We start from the raw sequence: 16,791 nt of genomic DNA, 5'->3' as shown, positions 1-16,791 counted from the left end.
CGGGGCTTACAGTACCTGGCGCAGGAAGGCCTGGGCACGAGGGTCCCTGGGCGCATCGAAGAACTCGGCCGGTGCTGCGTCTTCCAGCAACTTGCCGTGGTCGAAGAACAGCACCCGATCCGCCACTTCCCGGGCAAAGCCCATTTCATGAGTTACACAGACCATGGTCATGCCCTCCAGGGCCAGGGTCTTCATGACGTCCAGCACCTCGCCGACCATTTCCGGGTCCAGCGCCGAGGTGGGTTCGTCAAACAGCATGACCTTGGGTTCCATCGCCAACGCCCGGGCAATTGCCACGCGCTGTTGTTGCCCACCGGAAAGCCGCGACGGAAACTCGTTGGCCTTCTGGGCAATGCCCACCTTCTCCAGTAACGCCAGGGCCTTGGCCTCGCGCTCTTTCTTGCCGCGTTTGCGCACGACCTTCTGCGCCAGGCACAAGTTCTCCAACACCGTCATGTGGGGGAAAAGGTTGAAGTGCTGGAACACCATGCCCACCTCGCGGCGATAAGCGTTCACATCGGTTTTCGGATCAGCCAGTTGCAAGCCGTCAATGCTCACCGAACCGGAGTCGAACTCCTCAAGGCCGTTGAGGCAGCGCAGGAAGGTGGACTTGCCAGAGCCAGACGGGCCAATCACCACCAGCACCTCACCCTTGGCCACCTGGGTGCTGACGTTATCCACCGCGCGGACCACTTGCCCACGGGTGTCGAAGACTTTTACCAGATCGCGGACTTCAATCACTTTGCGCGAGCCTCCGCTCAAGCCGGCTGGCCATTTTCGACAGCGGCAGGTTGATCAACAGGTAGAGGCCTGCCACACAGAACAGGATCTCAAAGGGCGAGAACGAGGTAGTGATGACTTCACGACCGCTCTTGAGCAGCTCGGTAATTGCGATCACCGACACCAGCGAAGTGTCCTTGACCAGGCTGATAAATTGCCCGGCCAATGGTGGCAGCACCCGCTTGAAGGCCTGCGGCAACACCACATGACGCATCGACTGGCCGGCACTCAAGCCCAGGGAGCGCGCTGCCTCACCCTGGCCGCGGGCAATCGATTGCACACCCGCACGCACGATTTCTGCCACATACGCACCGGTAAACAACGATAACGCTGCGATACCGGCAAACTCGCGAGACAGGTTCAGCACCGTGCCGATGAAAAAATAGAAGATGAAAATCTGTACCAGCAGCGGCGTACCGCGCACCAGTTCAACGTAGATCGTCGACAGGTCACGCAGGGTCGGGTTATTCGACAACCGACACAGGCCCGTCGCCAGGCCAATCATCAAGCCCAGGATGCCTGACACCAACGACAGCCACAGCGTGGTCCACAACCCCCACATCAACGGGCCGAGCGCCCAGTGCCGGGTCACGCCGACCACATCGCCTTCTGCAACGTCGTCACCGCGTGCCACTTGCAGGCTGTTCTCGGCGACAGTCAGGTGCTGCTCGTCGCCGGCATCGCTGCGCAGAGTCACTTGGGCAGAATCGCCGTTGCGCACCAGTTCAACGACTGTGGAAATATCCGCGGCTCGCTGGGGCTCTTCGGCTTGATAGGCAAAGTACTGCGGCACGCGGTTCCAGCGCCACTCGTAGGACATCAGCGAGGTGGCGTAGTACAACGCACCCGCGAGACCGACCAGCACCAGCAAGGTCAGCAGGTGCCAGGGCCATTGGGCTTTTTTATGTTTCATTGCGGGTTCCGGGATTGATGTCGCCTGTCAGGCCGCCCATCGCGGGCAAGCCCGCGATGGGCGCGACTCGGTATTCGGACAGCTTTATTCCATGTCCTTGAGCCACTCGGAGCTCTTGAACCACTTGTCATGGATGCGATCGTAGGTACCGTCGTGCTTGATCTGATGCAGAAAGTTGTTGATGAAGTTAACGCTATCGTAGTCGCCCTTCTTCAAGCCAAAAGCCAGAGGTTCATAGGTAAACGGGGCGTCGAGGTGCACCAGCTTGCCGTTGCCGACTTTCTTCTCTGCCACAACGTTGTAGGGCGCGTCATAGACAAACGCGTCGGCCTTGCCGTTGACCACGTCGAGCACACCTTCCTGCTCGTTGTCGTAGCCGTGGTATTTGGCCTTGGAGATCAACTTCTTGGCCTGCATCTCGCCAGTGGTGCCGAGCTTGGAGGTCAGTCGATACTTCTCGTCGTTGAGATCTTTGTAGGACTTGATGGTACCTTCCAGCTCCTTGCGAATCAGCAGGGTCTGGCCAACCACGATAAAGGGCTCGCTGAAATTCAGGCGCAGGTTGCGTTCCTGGGTCAAGGTCATGCCGCTGCCGATCATGTCGAACTTACCGGTCAGGAATGCCGGGATGATGCCGTCATAAGCCGTGGAAACCAGCTCCAGCTTGACCCCCATGGACTTGGTCATCGCCTTGAGCAGGTCGACCTCAAAGCCAATGATCTCACCGCGCTTGTTGGTCATCTCGAACGGCATGTAGGTCGGATCCATGCCGACCTTCAGCGTCCCGCGCTTGACCGCGTCCTCGATCGCACCCGCCTGGGCCGCACTGACGGCCAGCAACGACGTGACGCCGAGCAACAGCATCGAAAGATACTTTTTCATCACCAAGTCCCCTGAACTCATTTTATTGTGAGGTCAACCCCAGTAGGGCTGCACTATTCTTAGCGCAGCGATGCTAACCCACTCGTCCACCACTACAAAGGTCTAGCCGGGTTTTGTTGGCGGATATGACAGAAATAACCTGCCAAGCCCCACAGAAAATCACCGCTGGCCAATCCACTGCAGGAACCGGGCCGTTGCCTGTGTGCAAGCATCAATCGATTTGCGGCAGCCAATCCGTGTCCCTGAACCACTTGTCATGCAGGCGATCGTAGGTGCCATCCTGGGCTATCTGATTGAGGAAGTGATTGATCCAGTTGAGGCTGTCGTAGTCGCCTTTTTTCAAGCCAAACGCCAGGGGTTCGTAGGTAAAGGGTTGCTCCAGCGCCAGCAGTTCGCGGTTTTGCGGCTTGGCCATGGCGATCAGGTTGTAGGGAGCATCATGGATAAACGCATCGACCGCACCGATCACCAACTGCTGCACACCTTCCTCCGGTGTTGGAAAACTGCGCAACTGCGCCGTGCCCAAAAACCGCTGCACCGCAGCTTCTCCCGTAGTGCCGTCCGTTGCCGCAACCCGATAGCCGGCCTCGTTCAAATCCTCGACGCTGCTGACCTGGCCCGCGAGCCGGGGATGCAGAAGGACCGTCTGCCCGACAATGATGAACGAGTCGCTGAAGTTGAGCTTCAGGTTGCGTTCCTGGGTCACGGTCATCCCACTGCCGATCATGTCGAACCGATTGGCCAACAGTTCCGGGATCAGATCGGTATAGGCCACCTCGACCAACTGCAGTTCCACGTCCAGCGCCTTGCTCATTTCCCGCAGCAGATCGACCTCGAAGCCTACGATATGCCCACGTTTGTCGGTCATTTCAAAGGGGATGTAGTTGGGGTTGATGCCAACCTTCAGCACGCCGCGCCGTACGGCATCATCGATAGCGCCCGCCTGGACCAGGCCCGGGGGAAAAAACGTGACGATGCCAAACAAAAGAACCGACAAATACCTTGTGATCATGGAACACCCCTTTTTCATTAAACAGCCGCGCCCACGGCCCTGCGGTTAGCGCAAACCAGTAGCGGTCGAGTCAGATTTGGGGGGCGATCCTAACGCAGTCGCAGGCACGACAATACGCCTCGGACAAGGGTCTTTTGTTTCGAAATAACAAGGGTTTACACGAATATCGCAGAAACGAAAAGCGCTGTAGGAAGGACCATCCAAACGCCCCCGAGGCAAGCCTCGGGGGCGTGGGAATCAGGCTGACTGAACCTGGGACGACAGCGGTTTGAGCGGCAGTAACGGCGCATGCGGATCGGATTTGACCGACTCACGCCAGGCACCCAGCCACTCGGTGTGCCCTTCGCTCCAGACTTGCTCATGCAAGCGAGCCAGGGTGACCGGGTCGCTGAGCAAGGCCAGGCGCTCGCCGTTATCGAGACCGGCCGGGCCGACTTTCAACGCATGGCGGACACGTTCGGCACGCAGCCATTCGATCGGCTCCGCCTGATTATGACGAGAAGTCGCCAGGGCGCAGGCCAGTGCGTTCTGTTGCGGATCGACCACGGCCCGTATAAAACCGTCGTTCAGCGCGTGCCAGCGGTTTTCATGAGTGTATCGATCAGTCGACAGCAGCGCCTGGGGCGGGTTGTATTCCTCAGGGATCAGGAACAGGCTCTCGTCACGGGACTTGAGACCCAACTTGACCCGGCTGGAAATGACCGAGACCGGTATCGACAGCATCAGCGAACCGACGATCGGCACCAGCCACCACAGGAAGCTGGGGTTCAACCACACCACCAGCAGTGCCCAGAAGAAGCCGAGCAGGGTCTGCGGGCCATGGCGCTTGACCGCCTCGCTCCATGGGGTGGAGTCGTCGTCACGTTGCGGTGAATTCCAGGTCGCGGCCCAGCCCAGGAACGCGGCGAGCACAAAGCGGGTGTGGAAAATCATCCTTACCGGCGCCAGCAACATGGAGAACAGCATCTCCAGCAGCATCGACAAGGTGACCTTGAACTTGCCACCAAACTCTTTTGCACCTTTGGCCCAGATCAGGATGATGCTCAACAACTTGGGCAGGAACAGCAGCACGATAGTGGTGGAGAACAGCGCTACCGCCTTCTCGGGATGCCATTGCGGCCACAACGGATACAACTGCCGAGGTGCCATGAAGTACTGCGGCTCCATCAGCGTGTTGACTGCCAACAGGGCCGTCGACAGCACCAGGAAGAAGAACCACAACGGTGCCGACAAGTACGACATCACGCCAGTAAGAAACACCGCACGGTGTACAGGGTGCATGCCCTTGACCAGGAACAAGCGGAAGTTCATCAGGTTACCGTGGCACCAACGACGGTCACGCTTGAGCTCATCCAGCAGGTTGGGCGGCAATTCTTCATAGCTGCCCGGCAAATCGTAGGCAATCCACACGCCCCAGCCGGCACGGCGCATCAGCGCAGCTTCAACAAAGTCGTGGGAAAGGATTGCACCGGCAAACGCACCTTTGCCGGGCAACGGTGCCAGGGCGCAATGCTCGATAAACGGCTTCATACGGATGATAGCGTTGTGACCCCAATAATGGGATTCACCCAACTGCCAGAAGTGCAGGCCAGCGGTAAACAACGGGCCATAGACGCGGGTAGCGAACTGCTGCATGCGCGCATACAGCGTGTCCATGCCCGACGCACGTGGCGCAGTCTGGATGATCCCGGCGTCCGGCGTGGCTTCCATCAAGCGCACCAGGCTGGTCAGGCATTCGCCGCTCATCACGCTGTCGGCGTCGAGCACCACCATGTACTTGTAGTCACCGCCCCAGCGACGGCAAAAGTCATCAAGGTTGCCGCTTTTGCGTTTGACGCGACGGCGACGGCGGCGATAGAAAATTTTGCCAAAGCCACCGGCCTCGCGGCACACATCAAGCCAGGCCTGTTGTTCTGCAATGCAGATATCGGCGTCGTTGCTGTCACTGAGGACAAAGAAGTCGAAACGATCCAGGTCGCCAGTGGCGGCCACCGACTCGAAAGTCGCCCGCAGCCCGGCAAACACCCGGGGAACGTCTTCGTTGCAGATCGGCATTACCAGTGCAGTGCGGGCATCCTTGGGAATCGGCTCGTCACCGGCACTTTTACCGGAAATACGGTATTTGTCGTGCCCGGTGAGCAGCTCGAGAAAGCCCATCAATGCCGTCCAGAAACCTGCTGACACCCAGCAAAACAGAATCCCGAACATGATCAGAATGCTGGTCTGCAGGGCATACGGCAGTACCTGGGTAGCCGTTTGCAGCAGCGTCTGGTTGCGGATCTCTTCCATGTCGACGAAAGACCAGCCCTGGTAAGGCATGATGCCTTTCATGTACCAGCCGGCGACGATCGTCTGGCCGAGCATCAGCACCAACAGGATGTAGCGGCGAATCGAACCGACGGTGCGCCAGCGCGCAGCCGGCAGCACGCGCTCGTCTTTCGGCGGCGCGGGCGGGTTGGTGCGACCGGTCAGGCGACGCCAGCCACGCACCAGGATATTGGTGCGCCAAGGTTCTGGCACCACTTTGGTGCGACGGATCGGCGGCGTAGCCTTGAGGCAAACCCGACCGCTGGCGTCGAGCACCAGCATTTCGGCCTCTTCCAGTTCCTCAGCGCTGTTGAGTGTCAGCCGACGCCCAACCGATGCCTGGGCGGCATCAACCGGGGCGTCGAACGTCGAGGAAGAAAGCCGCTCATGCAATTCGGAGAAAGATCTGCAGCCCGCCAGTTCGGCGCGCTGCTCATCGGTCATCGGCAGATGCGCCAGATACTCGGCAAGCGTCTCGGGCTGTACTTGAGAGTTAATCATCGGCAGGCAACTGGTTGCTCCAGGTTTCGGTCAGGACTTGCTCGGTCTTGATCGGTTCCGGAGTGGCTGGGGCAGCTTCTGGCTGTTTGTCCTTGGCGTCTTTCTTGGCCTGCTTCTCATGCTGCTTGGCCGAGGCCTTGTCAGCCTTGGAAGTCGAAGCCTTCTCCGGCTCCGGCGCAACGATGTCCTGGACCAGCGCGGCACGCATTTCCGTCGGCTTGCCTGCGTCCTTGATCTTCAAGCGCAGGGTCAGGCGCCAGCCTTGGGTATGCGGGTTGTAGCGCACGCTGTTTTCGACGATCTCGCCGTTCTCGCCGACGCTGACCTGGCTGCGTACCGGCGCATCTTCCTTCAAGGCCTTCAGGGACGGGCCTTCGAAGTCCACCAGATAGGCCACGCTGCCGTCTGGCTGGCGAATCAGGTTCGATTGCTTCACATCACCGGTGGAACGCAGGGTCTGCTTGACCCAGGCGCTGTCAGGCGAATGGAACGGTGCATCATTGAGCGTCCAGTGCAGGCGGTAGCTGATGTCCAGCGGCTCGCCTGGCGCGGGCAATGTTGCCGGGCTCCAGAAGGCCACGATATTGTCGTTGGTCTCATCGGCGGTCGGAATCTCCACCAGGTCGACGGAACCCTTGCCCCAGTCGCCCCGAGGCTCGATCCAGGCGCTTGGACGCTTGTCATAGTTGTCGTCGAGGTCTTCGTACTGGCTGAAATTGCGACCGCGCTGCAACAGGCCGAACCCACGCGGGTTTTCCACCGAGAAGTTGCTCACCGACAGGTGCTTGGGGTTGTTCAGTGGGCGCCAGATCCACTCGCCGTTGCCGGCATGGATCGACAGGCCGCTGGAGTCGTGCAGTTCACGACGATAGTTGAGGACCTTGGACGGCTGGTTGGCGCCGAACAGGAACATGCTGGTCAACGGTGCCACGCCCAGCTTGCTGACGTTTTCGCGCAAAAACATCTGCGACTTGACGTCCACAACGGTGTCGGTGCCCGGGCGCAGGATCAGGCGATAGGCGCCTGTAGCCCGTGGCGAGTCCAGCAGTGCAAAGATCACCAGGTGCTTGTCACCCGGTTTTGGACGCTCGATCCAGAATTCGGTAAACCGCGGAAACTCTTCGCCAGACGGCAGCGCGGTGTCAATCGCCAGGCCACGGGCGGACAAGCCGTACACCTGGCCTTTGCCCACAACGCGGAAGTAACTGGCGCCGAGCATGGTCATGATTTCGTCTTGCTTGTCATCCTTGTTGATCGGATACAGCACGCGAAAGCCGGCATAACCCAACTGTTCGGTAACCTTGGGATCAAACTTCACGTCGCCAAAATCGAAACGAGTCGGGTCGTACTTGATTTCGTGGACGTCAGCGGCAGTGACTTCGTTGATCTTCACCGGTGTATCGAAGTGCATGCCCTGGTGATAGAAGGACAGCTTGAAAGGGGTTTTCTGCTCGGCCCACTCGGCTTTTTCGTTGCGGAAACGAATTTTCTGGTAGTCCGCGAATTTCATTTCGCGAAATTCGTTCGGCAGATTGCTGCGCGGGGCTTCGTACTTCTGCCCGGCCAGCTCTTTTGCCTTGGCCGACACGTCATCCAGACTGAATGCCCACAGTTGACCGGCACCGAACAGGCAAAACAGGGCAGAGCCCGTCACCAATGCGTTTCGTAACCGTTTGGCAGACAATTTTGGTGCATTACAGGGACTAACAATCACGAGCAACCCTCGCCGAAAACAGATCATGAAACCAACGGCCAGCTATCTATATGCCAGGTTGGCGAGCATTGTTCCGACTCCTGAGGGGCAAAATGATTCCCCGCAGGCCATCGGACAAGACTCTACCTAAGTCAAAAATGGACCAATTAACGCTGATCCCCGTAGCGCGCGATTATCTAGTAGCCCGTGAGATAACGCAGCAGGGGCAGCGAAGTATTTGTAGCGAAAACTTGCGTTTTGGGGCATTACAAGGCGTTTTTCATACATTCAGGTCTGTAAGAGGAAGGTGACAGGCCCGTCATTGACCAAATGGACCTGCATATCCGCACCAAAACGTCCCGACGCCACCGTGCCATGCAATTGTTGCGCTTGTAACAGCACGTGTTCAAAAAGTGCCTTTCCTAGCGCTGGAGGAGCCGCGGTAGAGAAACTTGGCCGCAGGCCGCTCTTGGTATCAGCTGCCAGGGTGAACTGCGAAACCAGCAGCAAACCACCGGCGATGTCCTTCAGCGACAGGTTCATCTTGCCCTCCTCGTCACTGAACACCCGATAGTTAAGCAGTCTGTGCAGAAGCTTATCGGCGCTTGCGGGCGTATCTGAAGGCTCGACAGCCACCAGCACCAGCAATCCCTGGTCTATCGCGCCGACCACCTCCCCCGCCACCTCGACCCGGGCGCCACGCACCCGCTGCAAAAGCGCCTTCATGCTTCTTCAGGAGGCAAATCAAGCAGGCTGCGCGCCATCTCGCTCGCCGCACGCACCAACGCATCGGTGATACCCGGCTCGGAAGCTGCATGGCCCGCCTCGCGGATTACCTGCAGTTCGCTGTTCGGCCAGGCCTGATGCAGCTCCCAGGCGTTGTCGAGCGGGCAGATCATATCGTAGCGACCATGAATGATGACGCCCGGCAGATGGGCGATCTTGTGCATGTCGCGGATCAGTTGATTGGGTTCAAGGAACGAATTATTGGTGAAGTAGTGACATTCAATACGCGCAATCGACAAAGCGCGTTGAGGTTCTGAGAATCGTTCGATCAGCTGCGGATTGGGGCACAGGCCCAACATGCGGCCTTCCCAGGTGGACCAGGCCTTGGCCGCATGCATTTGCGCAATCTGGTCGTTACCGGTCAGGCGCTTGTGGTAGGCGCTCAGCAGGTCATGGCGCTCATCCTGGGGAATGGGTGCGAGGTAGTCCTGCCAGTAATCTGGAAACAGGCGGCTGGCGCCAGCTTGGTAGAACCATTGGATGTCCTGGGGACGTGCCAGGAAAATGCCCCGCACAATCAGGCCATGCACGCGCTCGGGGTGGGTTTGCGCGTAGGCCAGGGCCAGGGTGGACCCCCATGAGCCGCCGAACAGTACCCACTTTTCGATCCCCAGGTGCTCACGAATCCGCTCAAGATCGGCCACCAGGTCCCATGTGGTGTTGTTCTCCAGGCTGGCCCTTGGCGTGGAACGACCGCAACCGCGCTGATCGAACGTGACAATGCGGTACAGGTTCGGATCGAAATAGCAGCGGCTATTGGCGTCGCAGCCCGCGCCAGGGCCACCATGAATGAACACGACCGGCAAGCCTTGCGGGGAACCACTTTCGTCGACATACAGCGTGTGGGTTTGATCGACGGCCAGATCGTGCCGGGCGTAGGGTTTGATCTGCGGGTACAAAGTCTGCATTGCGCGCTCCGTAAGGGGTCGGGTCCATCCCTGGGGGGGACGTCTGATTTTTTGCCGTCTGGCATCATAAACCCGAATTGTGCAATGAGCATGCCCTTGAGGACCTGGACCTGTGTCAGCGATCGCAGAACCAAATGTGGGAGCGGGCTTGCTCGCGATGGCGGTGTGTTAGTCAACAAATATGTCGACTGATACACCGCTATCGCGAGCAAGCCCGCTCCCACACTTTTGGACACGCGCCGGCTCAGGTATAGCGCTTCTGGCCCCAGGCCAGGAACCCTTCCAGCAGCTCCTTGAGTACCACCCGTGTCGGGTCGGCCAAATCCTGCCTGAAATCGAATGGCTCGAATTCGTCCATATACGTGCACTGCCCCAGCTCCAGTTGCACCGCATGGATATTCTGCGCCGGGTCGCCGTAGTGCCGGGTGATATGGCCCCCCTTGAAGCGCCCGTTCAGTACATGGGTGTATTTCGAGTGCCTGGCGCAAATGCCTTCAAGCTGGCTGGCCAGTTGCGGGTCACAGGCAGCGTTGTTGAACGTGCCAAGATTGAAATCCGGCAACTTGCCTTCGAACAAGTGTGGGATTACCGAACGGATCGAATGGGCATCAAACAGCAAGGCGTAGCCAAACTCAGCCTTGAGCCGCGCCAGTTCGCCTTGCAGGGCCTGGTGATAAGGCATCCAGATTTGTTCGAGGTAAGTCAATCGCTCGGCTTTCGACGGTTCCAACCCCTCACGAAACAACGGCACACCGTCAAACAGGGTGGCCGGGTACAGACCAGTGGTGGCGCTGGCGTACAGCGGCTTATCGTCGGACGGTCGGTTGAGGTCGATGACGAAGCGCGAGTACTCGGCGGCCAAGGTGCTGGCGCCCAGCTCCCGGGCAAAGTCGTACAGCTTGGGGATATGCCAGTCGGTGTCCGGCAGGCTCTGTGCCTGCGAGATCAGGCCAGCTTTCACCGCTGGCGTCAGGCGCAGGCCGGCATGGGGCATGCTGATCAGCAGCGGCACACGGCCTTGGGTGAAGTTCAGAACCTTTTCCACAACGATGCTCCTTATACAGTGACGTCGACGCCATGGCGTACGACGCGTTTATCCAGCTCACCGCCCAGCCAATAGGCCAGGTCGGCGGGACGATCGATCTGCCAGGCAACGAAGTCGGCGACCTTGCCGACTTCCAGCGAGCCGTGGGTGTCGCCCATGCCCAGTGCCGTGGCGGCGTGCTGCGTGGCGCCGGCCAGGGCTTCTTCCGGGGTCATGCGAAACAGGGTACAGGCCATGTTCAACATCAAGCGCACGGACAACGCCGGCGAGGTGCCGGGGTTGAGGTCGCTGGCGATCGCGATTTTCACCCCGTGCTTGCGCAACGCCTCCATGGGCGGCAACTGGGTCTCGCGCAGGAAGTAGAACGCGCCTGGCAGCAGCACGGCCACGGTGCCCGACGCGGCCATGGCGATGGCGTCTTCTTCTGTCATGAACTCCAGGTGATCGGCCGACAACGCCTGATAACGCGCAGCCAGGCTGGACCCATGCAGGGACGATAGCTGCTCGGCGTGCAGCTTCACCGGCAGGCCAAGTTGCCGCGCGACCACAAACACGCGCTCTACCTGCTCGGGAGAGAACGCCAGGTATTCACAGAAGGCATCCACCGCATTCACCAGTCCTTCGGCCGCCAGCGCAGGCAGCATCTGCTCGCAGATATGGGTGATGTAGTCATCGGCACGATCGGCGTATTCCGGCGGCAACGCGTGAGCAGCCAGGCACGTGCTGCGTACGCTGACCGGCAGTTCCTGCCCCAGGCGCCGGGCCACGCGCAACATCTTGCGTTCGTTGGCCAGGTCCAGGCCGTAACCGGACTTGATCTCTACCGTGGTCACACCGTCGCGCAACAAACTGCGCAGGCGTTTGTGGGCACTGGCAAACAACTCATCTTCCGTCGCCGCACGGGTAGCGCGTACGGTGCTGGCAATCCCGCCGCCCCTGGCCGCGATCTCTGCGTAACTCACGCCTTGCAGGCGCTGTTCGAACTCACCGCTGCGATTACCCCCGAACACCGTGTGGGTGTGGCAATCAATCAGCCCCGGAGTGACCCAGGCGCCCTGCAGGTCGTGAACCTGGGCGTAATCGCCAGCGGGCAGTTCGGTGCGCGGGCCGATCCATTCGATCAGCGGGCCGGCCGTGATCATCGCGGCGTCCTCGATGATCGAGTACCTGCCTTGGGCCATGGTTGCGATGTGGCAGTGTTGCCAAAGCGTTTTCATCAACGCCTCCATCCGTTATCGGTGAGAGAAAGCCGGGTCGTGGTGGACCGTGGCCGCTTGTCCGGCGGCAGGTTTGACCCACAGTAGGTAGGCCACGATCAGCAATACGATCCACACGGCGCCAACCATCAAGGCGGCCTGGGTGTCCGGGAAGTAACCCAGCACCCCGAAAATAAACAGCATGAACACAATCGCCGCAGCCGGTGCATAGGGCCAGAACGGTACCGGGAATTTAAGCTCGGCGACCTGTTCCTTGCTCATCGAGCGGCGCATGGCCACCTGAGTAAACAGGATCATCAGCCATACCCAGACGGTGGCGAAGGTGGCAATCGAAGCAATCACCAGGAACACGTTTTCCGGGATCAGGTAGTTCAACACCACGCCACCCAAAAGCGCTGCCCCCATGACCAGCACAGTCATCCACGGCACGCCGTGCCGCGACAGTTGCGCAAAACCCTTTGGCGCCTGCCCTTGCTGGGCCAGACCATACATCATTCGACCGGCGCCGAAGATGTCGCTGTTGATCGCCGAGACGGCCGCCGAAATCACCACAATGTTGAGGATGGTCGCCGCCGAGCCGATCCCAAGATTGCTGAAGATCTGCACGAACGGGCTGCCCTGGCTGCCGATCTGCGGCCATGGGTAGATGGCCATCAATACAAACAGCGTCAGCACGTAGAACAGCAGGATGCGCAGCGGTACGGCGTTGATCGCCTTGGGAATCACGCGTTGCGGGTCTTTGGCCTCGCCGGCGGTGATGCCGATGATCTCGATACCGCCAAAGGCAAACATCACTACCGCAAAGGATGCGATCAAGCCACCGATACCATTGGGCATGAAGCCCCCATGGGCCCATAGGTTACTCAGCCCGCTGGCCGGTGCGTCAGTTGCCGAATGCACGCCGAACAACATGATGCCGAAGCCGCCGAGAATCATCGCCACAATGGCGCCGACCTTGAGCAGCGAGAGCCAGAACTCCATTTCGCCAAATACTTTGACGTTGCACAGGTTCAGCCCGCCGATCAGCAGGACGATACCCAGCACCCAGACCCAGCGCGCGACCTCTGGAAACCAGAAGCCCATATAGATACCAAATGCGGTGACGTCCGCCAGGCAGACAATGATCATTTCAAATGCATAGGTCCAGCCCAGGATAAACCCGGCCATCGGCCCCAGGTAGGTGCTGGCGTATTGGCCGAAGGAGCCCGCGACCGGGTTGTGTACGGCCATTTCGCCGAGGGCGCGCATCACCATGAACACCGCGGCACCGCCGATCAGATAGGCAAGGAGCACTGCCGGGCCGGCCATCTGGATGGCGGAGGCGGAACCGTAGAACAACCCGGTGCCAATCGCGGATCCCAGGGCCATGAAGCGAATGTGACGGGCGGTCAGGCCGCGTTTTAAACCTTGTTCTTGCGGGTGCATTTCTCGTCCCTAATTATTGTTATCCAGAGAGAATCCAAACCTGTGGACGCCCCAATGCGGGAGCTGCCGAGCCTGGCGAGGCTGCTCCCACAAGGGTCGGTGTGGTGCTTAGAGGCTAGGCAGCAACTTGGCGGGCACCAGCTCATTCAGGCAGCGGCTGGCCAACAACTCGCTGGCGGCGTTGATGTCGGGTGCAAAGAAGCGGTCCTTGTCGTAGAACGCCACTTTGCCGCGCAGGATCCCACGGGCCTTTTCCAGCTTCGGCGAGGTTTTCAAGCCATCACGCAGGTCCAGGCCCTGGCATGCCGCCAGCCATTCCACGGCCAGAATCCCACGGGTGTTTTCGGCCATTTCCCACAGGCGTTTGCCCGCTGCCGGGGCCATGGAAACGTGGTCTTCCTGGTTCGCCGAGGTCGGCAGGCTGTCGACGCTATGGGGATGAGCCAATGCCTTGTTTTCACTGGCCAGGGCCGCTGCGGTCACTTGGGCGATCATAAACCCGGAGTTCACCCCGCCATTGCCCACCAAAAACGGCGGCAGTTGCGACATGTGCTTGTCCATCATCAACGAGATACGGCGCTCGCTCAGGGAGCCGATTTCGGCAATGGCCAGCGCCATATTGTCGGCGGCCATGGCCACCGGTTCGGCGTGGAAGTTGCCACCGGAAATCACGTCACCTTCAGCGGCGAACACCAGCGGGTTGTCCGATACCGCATTGGCTTCGATCACCAGCACTTCAGCGGCCTGACGGAACTGGGTCAGGCAAGCGCCCATGACTTGTGGCTGGCAGCGCAGGGAGTATGGGTCTTGCACCTTGTCGCAGTTCTGGTGGGACTGGGAAACCTGGCTGCTCTCGCCCAACAGATCGCGGTAGGCCGCAGCCGAGTCGATCTGGCCGCGCTGACCGCGGGCGGCATGAATGCGGGCGTCGAATGGCGAGCGCGAACCCAGTACAGCTTCCACCGTCAGGCCGCCACAGGCCAGGGCAGCCGCGAACAGGTCTTCACCTTCAAACAGGCCGCGCAGCGCGAAAGCCGTGGACACCTGGGTGCCATTGAGCAACGCCAGGCCTTCTTTTGCGGCGAGGGTCAGCGGCGTGAGACCGGCCACTTTCAGCGCTTCGGTAGCCTCCAGCCATTCGCCTTTGTAACGGGCCTTGCCTTCGCCCAGCAGGACCAGGGACATGTGGGCCAGAGGTGCGAGGTCGCCGGACGCACCGACCGAACCCTTCAATGGAATGTGCGGATAGACCTCCGCGTTGATCAGCGCGATCAACGCGTCGATCACCTGCCGGCGAATCCCCGAGAAACCCCGGCTCAGGCTGTTGACCTTGAGCACCATCACCAGTCGCACCAGCTCATCGCTGATCGGCACGCCGACGCCGGCTGCGTGGGACAGCACCAGTGAACGCTGGAGGTTTTCCAGGTCTTCGCTGGCGATGCGGGTCGAGGCCAGCAGGCCGAAACCGGTGTTGATGCCATAGGCGGTGCGGTTCTCGGCGAGAATCTGCTCCACGCAGGCGACGCTGGCTTCGATCTGCGCCGCGGCGCTGTCATCCAGGCTGAGGGTTACCGGCTGCTGGTAGATGGCTCGCAGTTGGGCAAGGCTCAATTGGCCTGGAATCAGATTTAGCGCAGTCACATTCATGCTCCTTTTTTGAATTAGGTTTCAGTGCAAATTCGGTAAGACGTGGTTCAGCAAATCAGTGTTCTTGAGCAGGGTTGCCGTGGTTTCGATATCCGGGGCCAGCCAGCGGTCCTGCTCATAGGCCGGCACATGCTTGCGCAGCAAGCGCCAGGCGATATCGGTTCCGACGCCAAAGCCCTGCTCCTGGAGAAATTCAAAGGCCTGGGCTGCCAGCAGGTACTCGATAGCCAGAATCCGGGTGACGTTTTCCAGCACCGCGTGCAGCTTCAGTGCGGCGTTGGTGCCCATGCTCAGGTGATCTTCCTGCAAGCCCGAGGTAACAAAGTTGTCGAGTACTGCCGGCTGTGCCAACTGACGGTTTTGCCCGCACAGGGAAGCGGCGACGTACTGCACGATCATCATTCCCGAGTTGACCCCGGGATTGCTCACCAGGAACGCCGGCAGGCCGCTGACATGCGGGTTGATCAGACGATCCAGGCGGCGCTCGGCAATAGAGCCGATTTCCGCCATGGCAATCGCCAGCATATCCGCCGCCAAGGCCACGGACTGCCCATGAGGATTGGCCTGGGACACCACGCGGTAGCTGTCCGGCGTGCCCAGCAGCAACGGGTTGTCAGTGGCGCCATTGAGTTCGGTTTCGATCTGCCGGGTAGCGTGCTCCAGTTGGTCGCGAGCGGCGCCGTGGACCTGGGGGATCGAACGGATGCTCAAGGCATCCTGGGTGCGAATGCCCTTGCTTGCGGCAATCACCTCACTGCCCTCTAGCAATGCCCGCAAGTTGCCACCCACCTGTTGCATGCCGGGGTGCGGCTTGAGGGCAATGATCTGTTGGTCGAACGCGTCGATCTGCCCGCGCTGCGCTTCAAAACTCATGGCCCCGATCACGTCGGCCCATTGCAATAAGTGGTGGGCATCGGCCAGCGCCAGGCAGCTCAAACCCGACATGCACGGCGTGCCATTGACCAGGCACAAGCCATCCTTGGCCCCCAGCACCACCGGTTGCAACCCTTCGGCGGCCAGCGCGTGAGCGGCGGTGACGATCTGGCCGCGATAGCTGACATTGCCGACGCCAAGCAACGTAATGCCGATATGCGCCATGTGCGTCAGGTAGCCGACAGAGCCCTGGGAAGGCACCTGCGGGGTGATGCCGTGGTTGAGCAGCGCCAGCAACGAATGCACCACTTGTGGATGCAGGCCGGATTTACCCTGGCTGTAGTTGACGATAGCGGCGCAGATGATCGCCCGCGTCTGTTCGTCACTGAGCGGCGCGCCGACGCCACAGGCGTGGCTGAGCAAGGTATTGCGCGACAATTGGCTCAGTTGCTCGCCCTTGAGCGAGACGTTGCACAAGGCTCCCAGGCCGGTGTTGACACCGTAAGCACGCTCGCCGCTGGCGACGATGCGTTGCACGATAGCCTGGGCATTATCAATACGCGCCCAGACTGGACCCGAAAGTTCGAGCTGCGCCCCGTGGCGCGCCACCGCGACCACGGCCTGCCAACGCAGCGGGGTGTCGGTGATGATGATTTTTGCTGCCTGGGACATCTTTATACCTTCTTCAATTCTTGTGCAGACTTGCCGGCCTCTTCGCGAGCAAGCCCGCTCCTACAGGGAAATGCATTGCAAGTTTGGGAGCGGGCTTGCCCGCGAAAGGGCCAGCCGCCGCACCACGGCT

The 16,791-nt window shown here is 60.1% G+C and carries 12 protein-coding genes and 1 pseudogene; all 13 read right to left on the bottom strand.

From position 1 onward, the window contains the following. Positions 1-6 precede the first annotated feature (6 nt). Complete coding sequence (locus tag OQ460_RS01915) at positions 7-741, bottom strand: amino acid ABC transporter ATP-binding protein (protein ID WP_410020245.1); 735 nt, start codon at positions 739-741, stop codon at positions 7-9. Then, complete coding sequence (locus OQ460_RS01910) at positions 734-1,693, bottom strand: amino acid ABC transporter permease (protein ID WP_410020244.1); 960 nt, start codon at positions 1,691-1,693, stop codon at positions 734-736. The genes OQ460_RS01915 and OQ460_RS01910 overlap by 8 nt, the downstream gene beginning before the upstream one ends. Before the next feature lie 84 nt (positions 1,694-1,777). Continuing rightward, positions 1,778-2,575, bottom strand: a complete 798-nt coding sequence (locus OQ460_RS01905; RefSeq protein WP_410020243.1) for a transporter substrate-binding domain-containing protein — start codon at positions 2,573-2,575, stop codon at positions 1,778-1,780. A 211-nt stretch (positions 2,576-2,786) separates the two neighbouring features. Continuing rightward, positions 2,787-3,587, bottom strand: a complete 801-nt coding sequence (locus tag OQ460_RS01900) for a transporter substrate-binding domain-containing protein (protein WP_410020242.1) — start codon at positions 3,585-3,587, stop codon at positions 2,787-2,789. A gap of 232 nt (positions 3,588-3,819) precedes the next feature. Next, positions 3,820-6,395, bottom strand: a pseudogene (mdoH, locus tag OQ460_RS01895) (glucans biosynthesis glucosyltransferase MdoH); the annotation flags it as partial. Next, on the bottom strand, positions 6,388-8,109 hold the full coding sequence (locus OQ460_RS01890) for a glucan biosynthesis protein G (protein ID WP_410020241.1): 1,722 nt from the start codon (positions 8,107-8,109) through the stop codon (positions 6,388-6,390). The pseudogene mdoH and the gene OQ460_RS01890, both read right to left, overlap by 8 nt. A gap of 267 nt (positions 8,110-8,376) precedes the next feature. After that, positions 8,377-8,814, bottom strand: a complete 438-nt coding sequence (gene dtd / locus OQ460_RS01885) for a D-aminoacyl-tRNA deacylase (protein ID WP_410020240.1) — start codon at positions 8,812-8,814, stop codon at positions 8,377-8,379. Next, a complete protein-coding gene (gene pip / locus OQ460_RS01880; protein WP_410020239.1) occupies positions 8,811-9,782 on the bottom strand; it encodes a prolyl aminopeptidase in 972 nt (323 codons plus the stop codon). The genes dtd and pip overlap by 4 nt, the downstream gene beginning before the upstream one ends. 244 nt (positions 9,783-10,026) lie before the next feature. Beyond that, positions 10,027-10,827 (bottom strand): N-formylglutamate deformylase, encoded by an 801-nt coding sequence (hutG, locus tag OQ460_RS01875; RefSeq protein ID WP_410020238.1) that lies wholly within the window; start codon positions 10,825-10,827, stop codon positions 10,027-10,029. 11 nt (positions 10,828-10,838) lie between these two features. After that, a complete protein-coding gene (gene hutI, locus OQ460_RS01870) occupies positions 10,839-12,044 on the bottom strand; it encodes an imidazolonepropionase (protein WP_410020237.1) in 1,206 nt (401 codons plus the stop codon). Between the two features lie 15 nt (positions 12,045-12,059). Further along, positions 12,060-13,469, bottom strand: coding sequence for an amino acid permease (locus tag OQ460_RS01865; RefSeq protein WP_410020236.1), 1,410 nt, complete (start codon positions 13,467-13,469; stop codon positions 12,060-12,062). 108 nt (positions 13,470-13,577) lie between these two features. Beyond that, the gene (gene hutH / locus OQ460_RS01860; protein WP_410020235.1) at positions 13,578-15,116 is read right to left on the bottom strand and encodes a histidine ammonia-lyase; all 1,539 of its coding nucleotides are present in this window, start codon (positions 15,114-15,116) and stop codon (positions 13,578-13,580) included. Positions 15,117-15,137: 21 nt separating this feature from the next. Beyond that, the gene (locus tag OQ460_RS01855; RefSeq protein ID WP_410020234.1) at positions 15,138-16,661 is read right to left on the bottom strand and encodes an HAL/PAL/TAL family ammonia-lyase; all 1,524 of its coding nucleotides are present in this window, start codon (positions 16,659-16,661) and stop codon (positions 15,138-15,140) included. Between the last annotated feature and the right edge of the window lie 130 nt (positions 16,662-16,791).

Origin of the sequence: Pseudomonas imrae (assembly GCF_046352735.2) — a bacterium.
Lineage (GTDB): Bacteria > Pseudomonadota > Gammaproteobacteria > Pseudomonadales > Pseudomonadaceae > Aquipseudomonas > Aquipseudomonas imrae.
Note: the sequence above shows the minus strand (reverse complement) of the source record. Positions and strands in the feature narration are given on the sequence as shown.

Bases quoted from the DNA above. Each gene is read 5' to 3' on its own strand.
- OQ460_RS01910 (WP_410020244.1), bottom strand. From the start codon at position 1,693: ATGAAACATAAAAAAGCCCAATGGCCCTGGCACCTGCTGACCTTGCTG.
- OQ460_RS01905 (WP_410020243.1), bottom strand. From the start codon at position 2,575: ATGAAAAAGTATCTTTCGATGCTGTTGCTCGGCGTCACGTCGTTGCTG.
- OQ460_RS01900 (WP_410020242.1), bottom strand. From the start codon at position 3,587: ATGATCACAAGGTATTTGTCGGTTCTTTTGTTTGGCATCGTCACGTTT.
- dtd (WP_410020240.1), bottom strand. From the start codon at position 8,814: ATGAAGGCGCTTTTGCAGCGGGTGCGTGGCGCCCGGGTCGAGGTGGCG.
- pip (WP_410020239.1), bottom strand. From the start codon at position 9,782: ATGCAGACTTTGTACCCGCAGATCAAACCCTACGCCCGGCACGATCTG.
- hutI (WP_410020237.1), bottom strand. From the start codon at position 12,044: ATGAAAACGCTTTGGCAACACTGCCACATCGCAACCATGGCCCAAGGC.
- OQ460_RS01865 (WP_410020236.1), bottom strand. From the start codon at position 13,469: ATGCACCCGCAAGAACAAGGTTTAAAACGCGGCCTGACCGCCCGTCAC.
- hutH (WP_410020235.1), bottom strand. From the start codon at position 15,116: ATGAATGTGACTGCGCTAAATCTGATTCCAGGCCAATTGAGCCTTGCC.
- OQ460_RS01855 (WP_410020234.1), bottom strand. From the start codon at position 16,661: ATGTCCCAGGCAGCAAAAATCATCATCACCGACACCCCGCTGCGTTGG.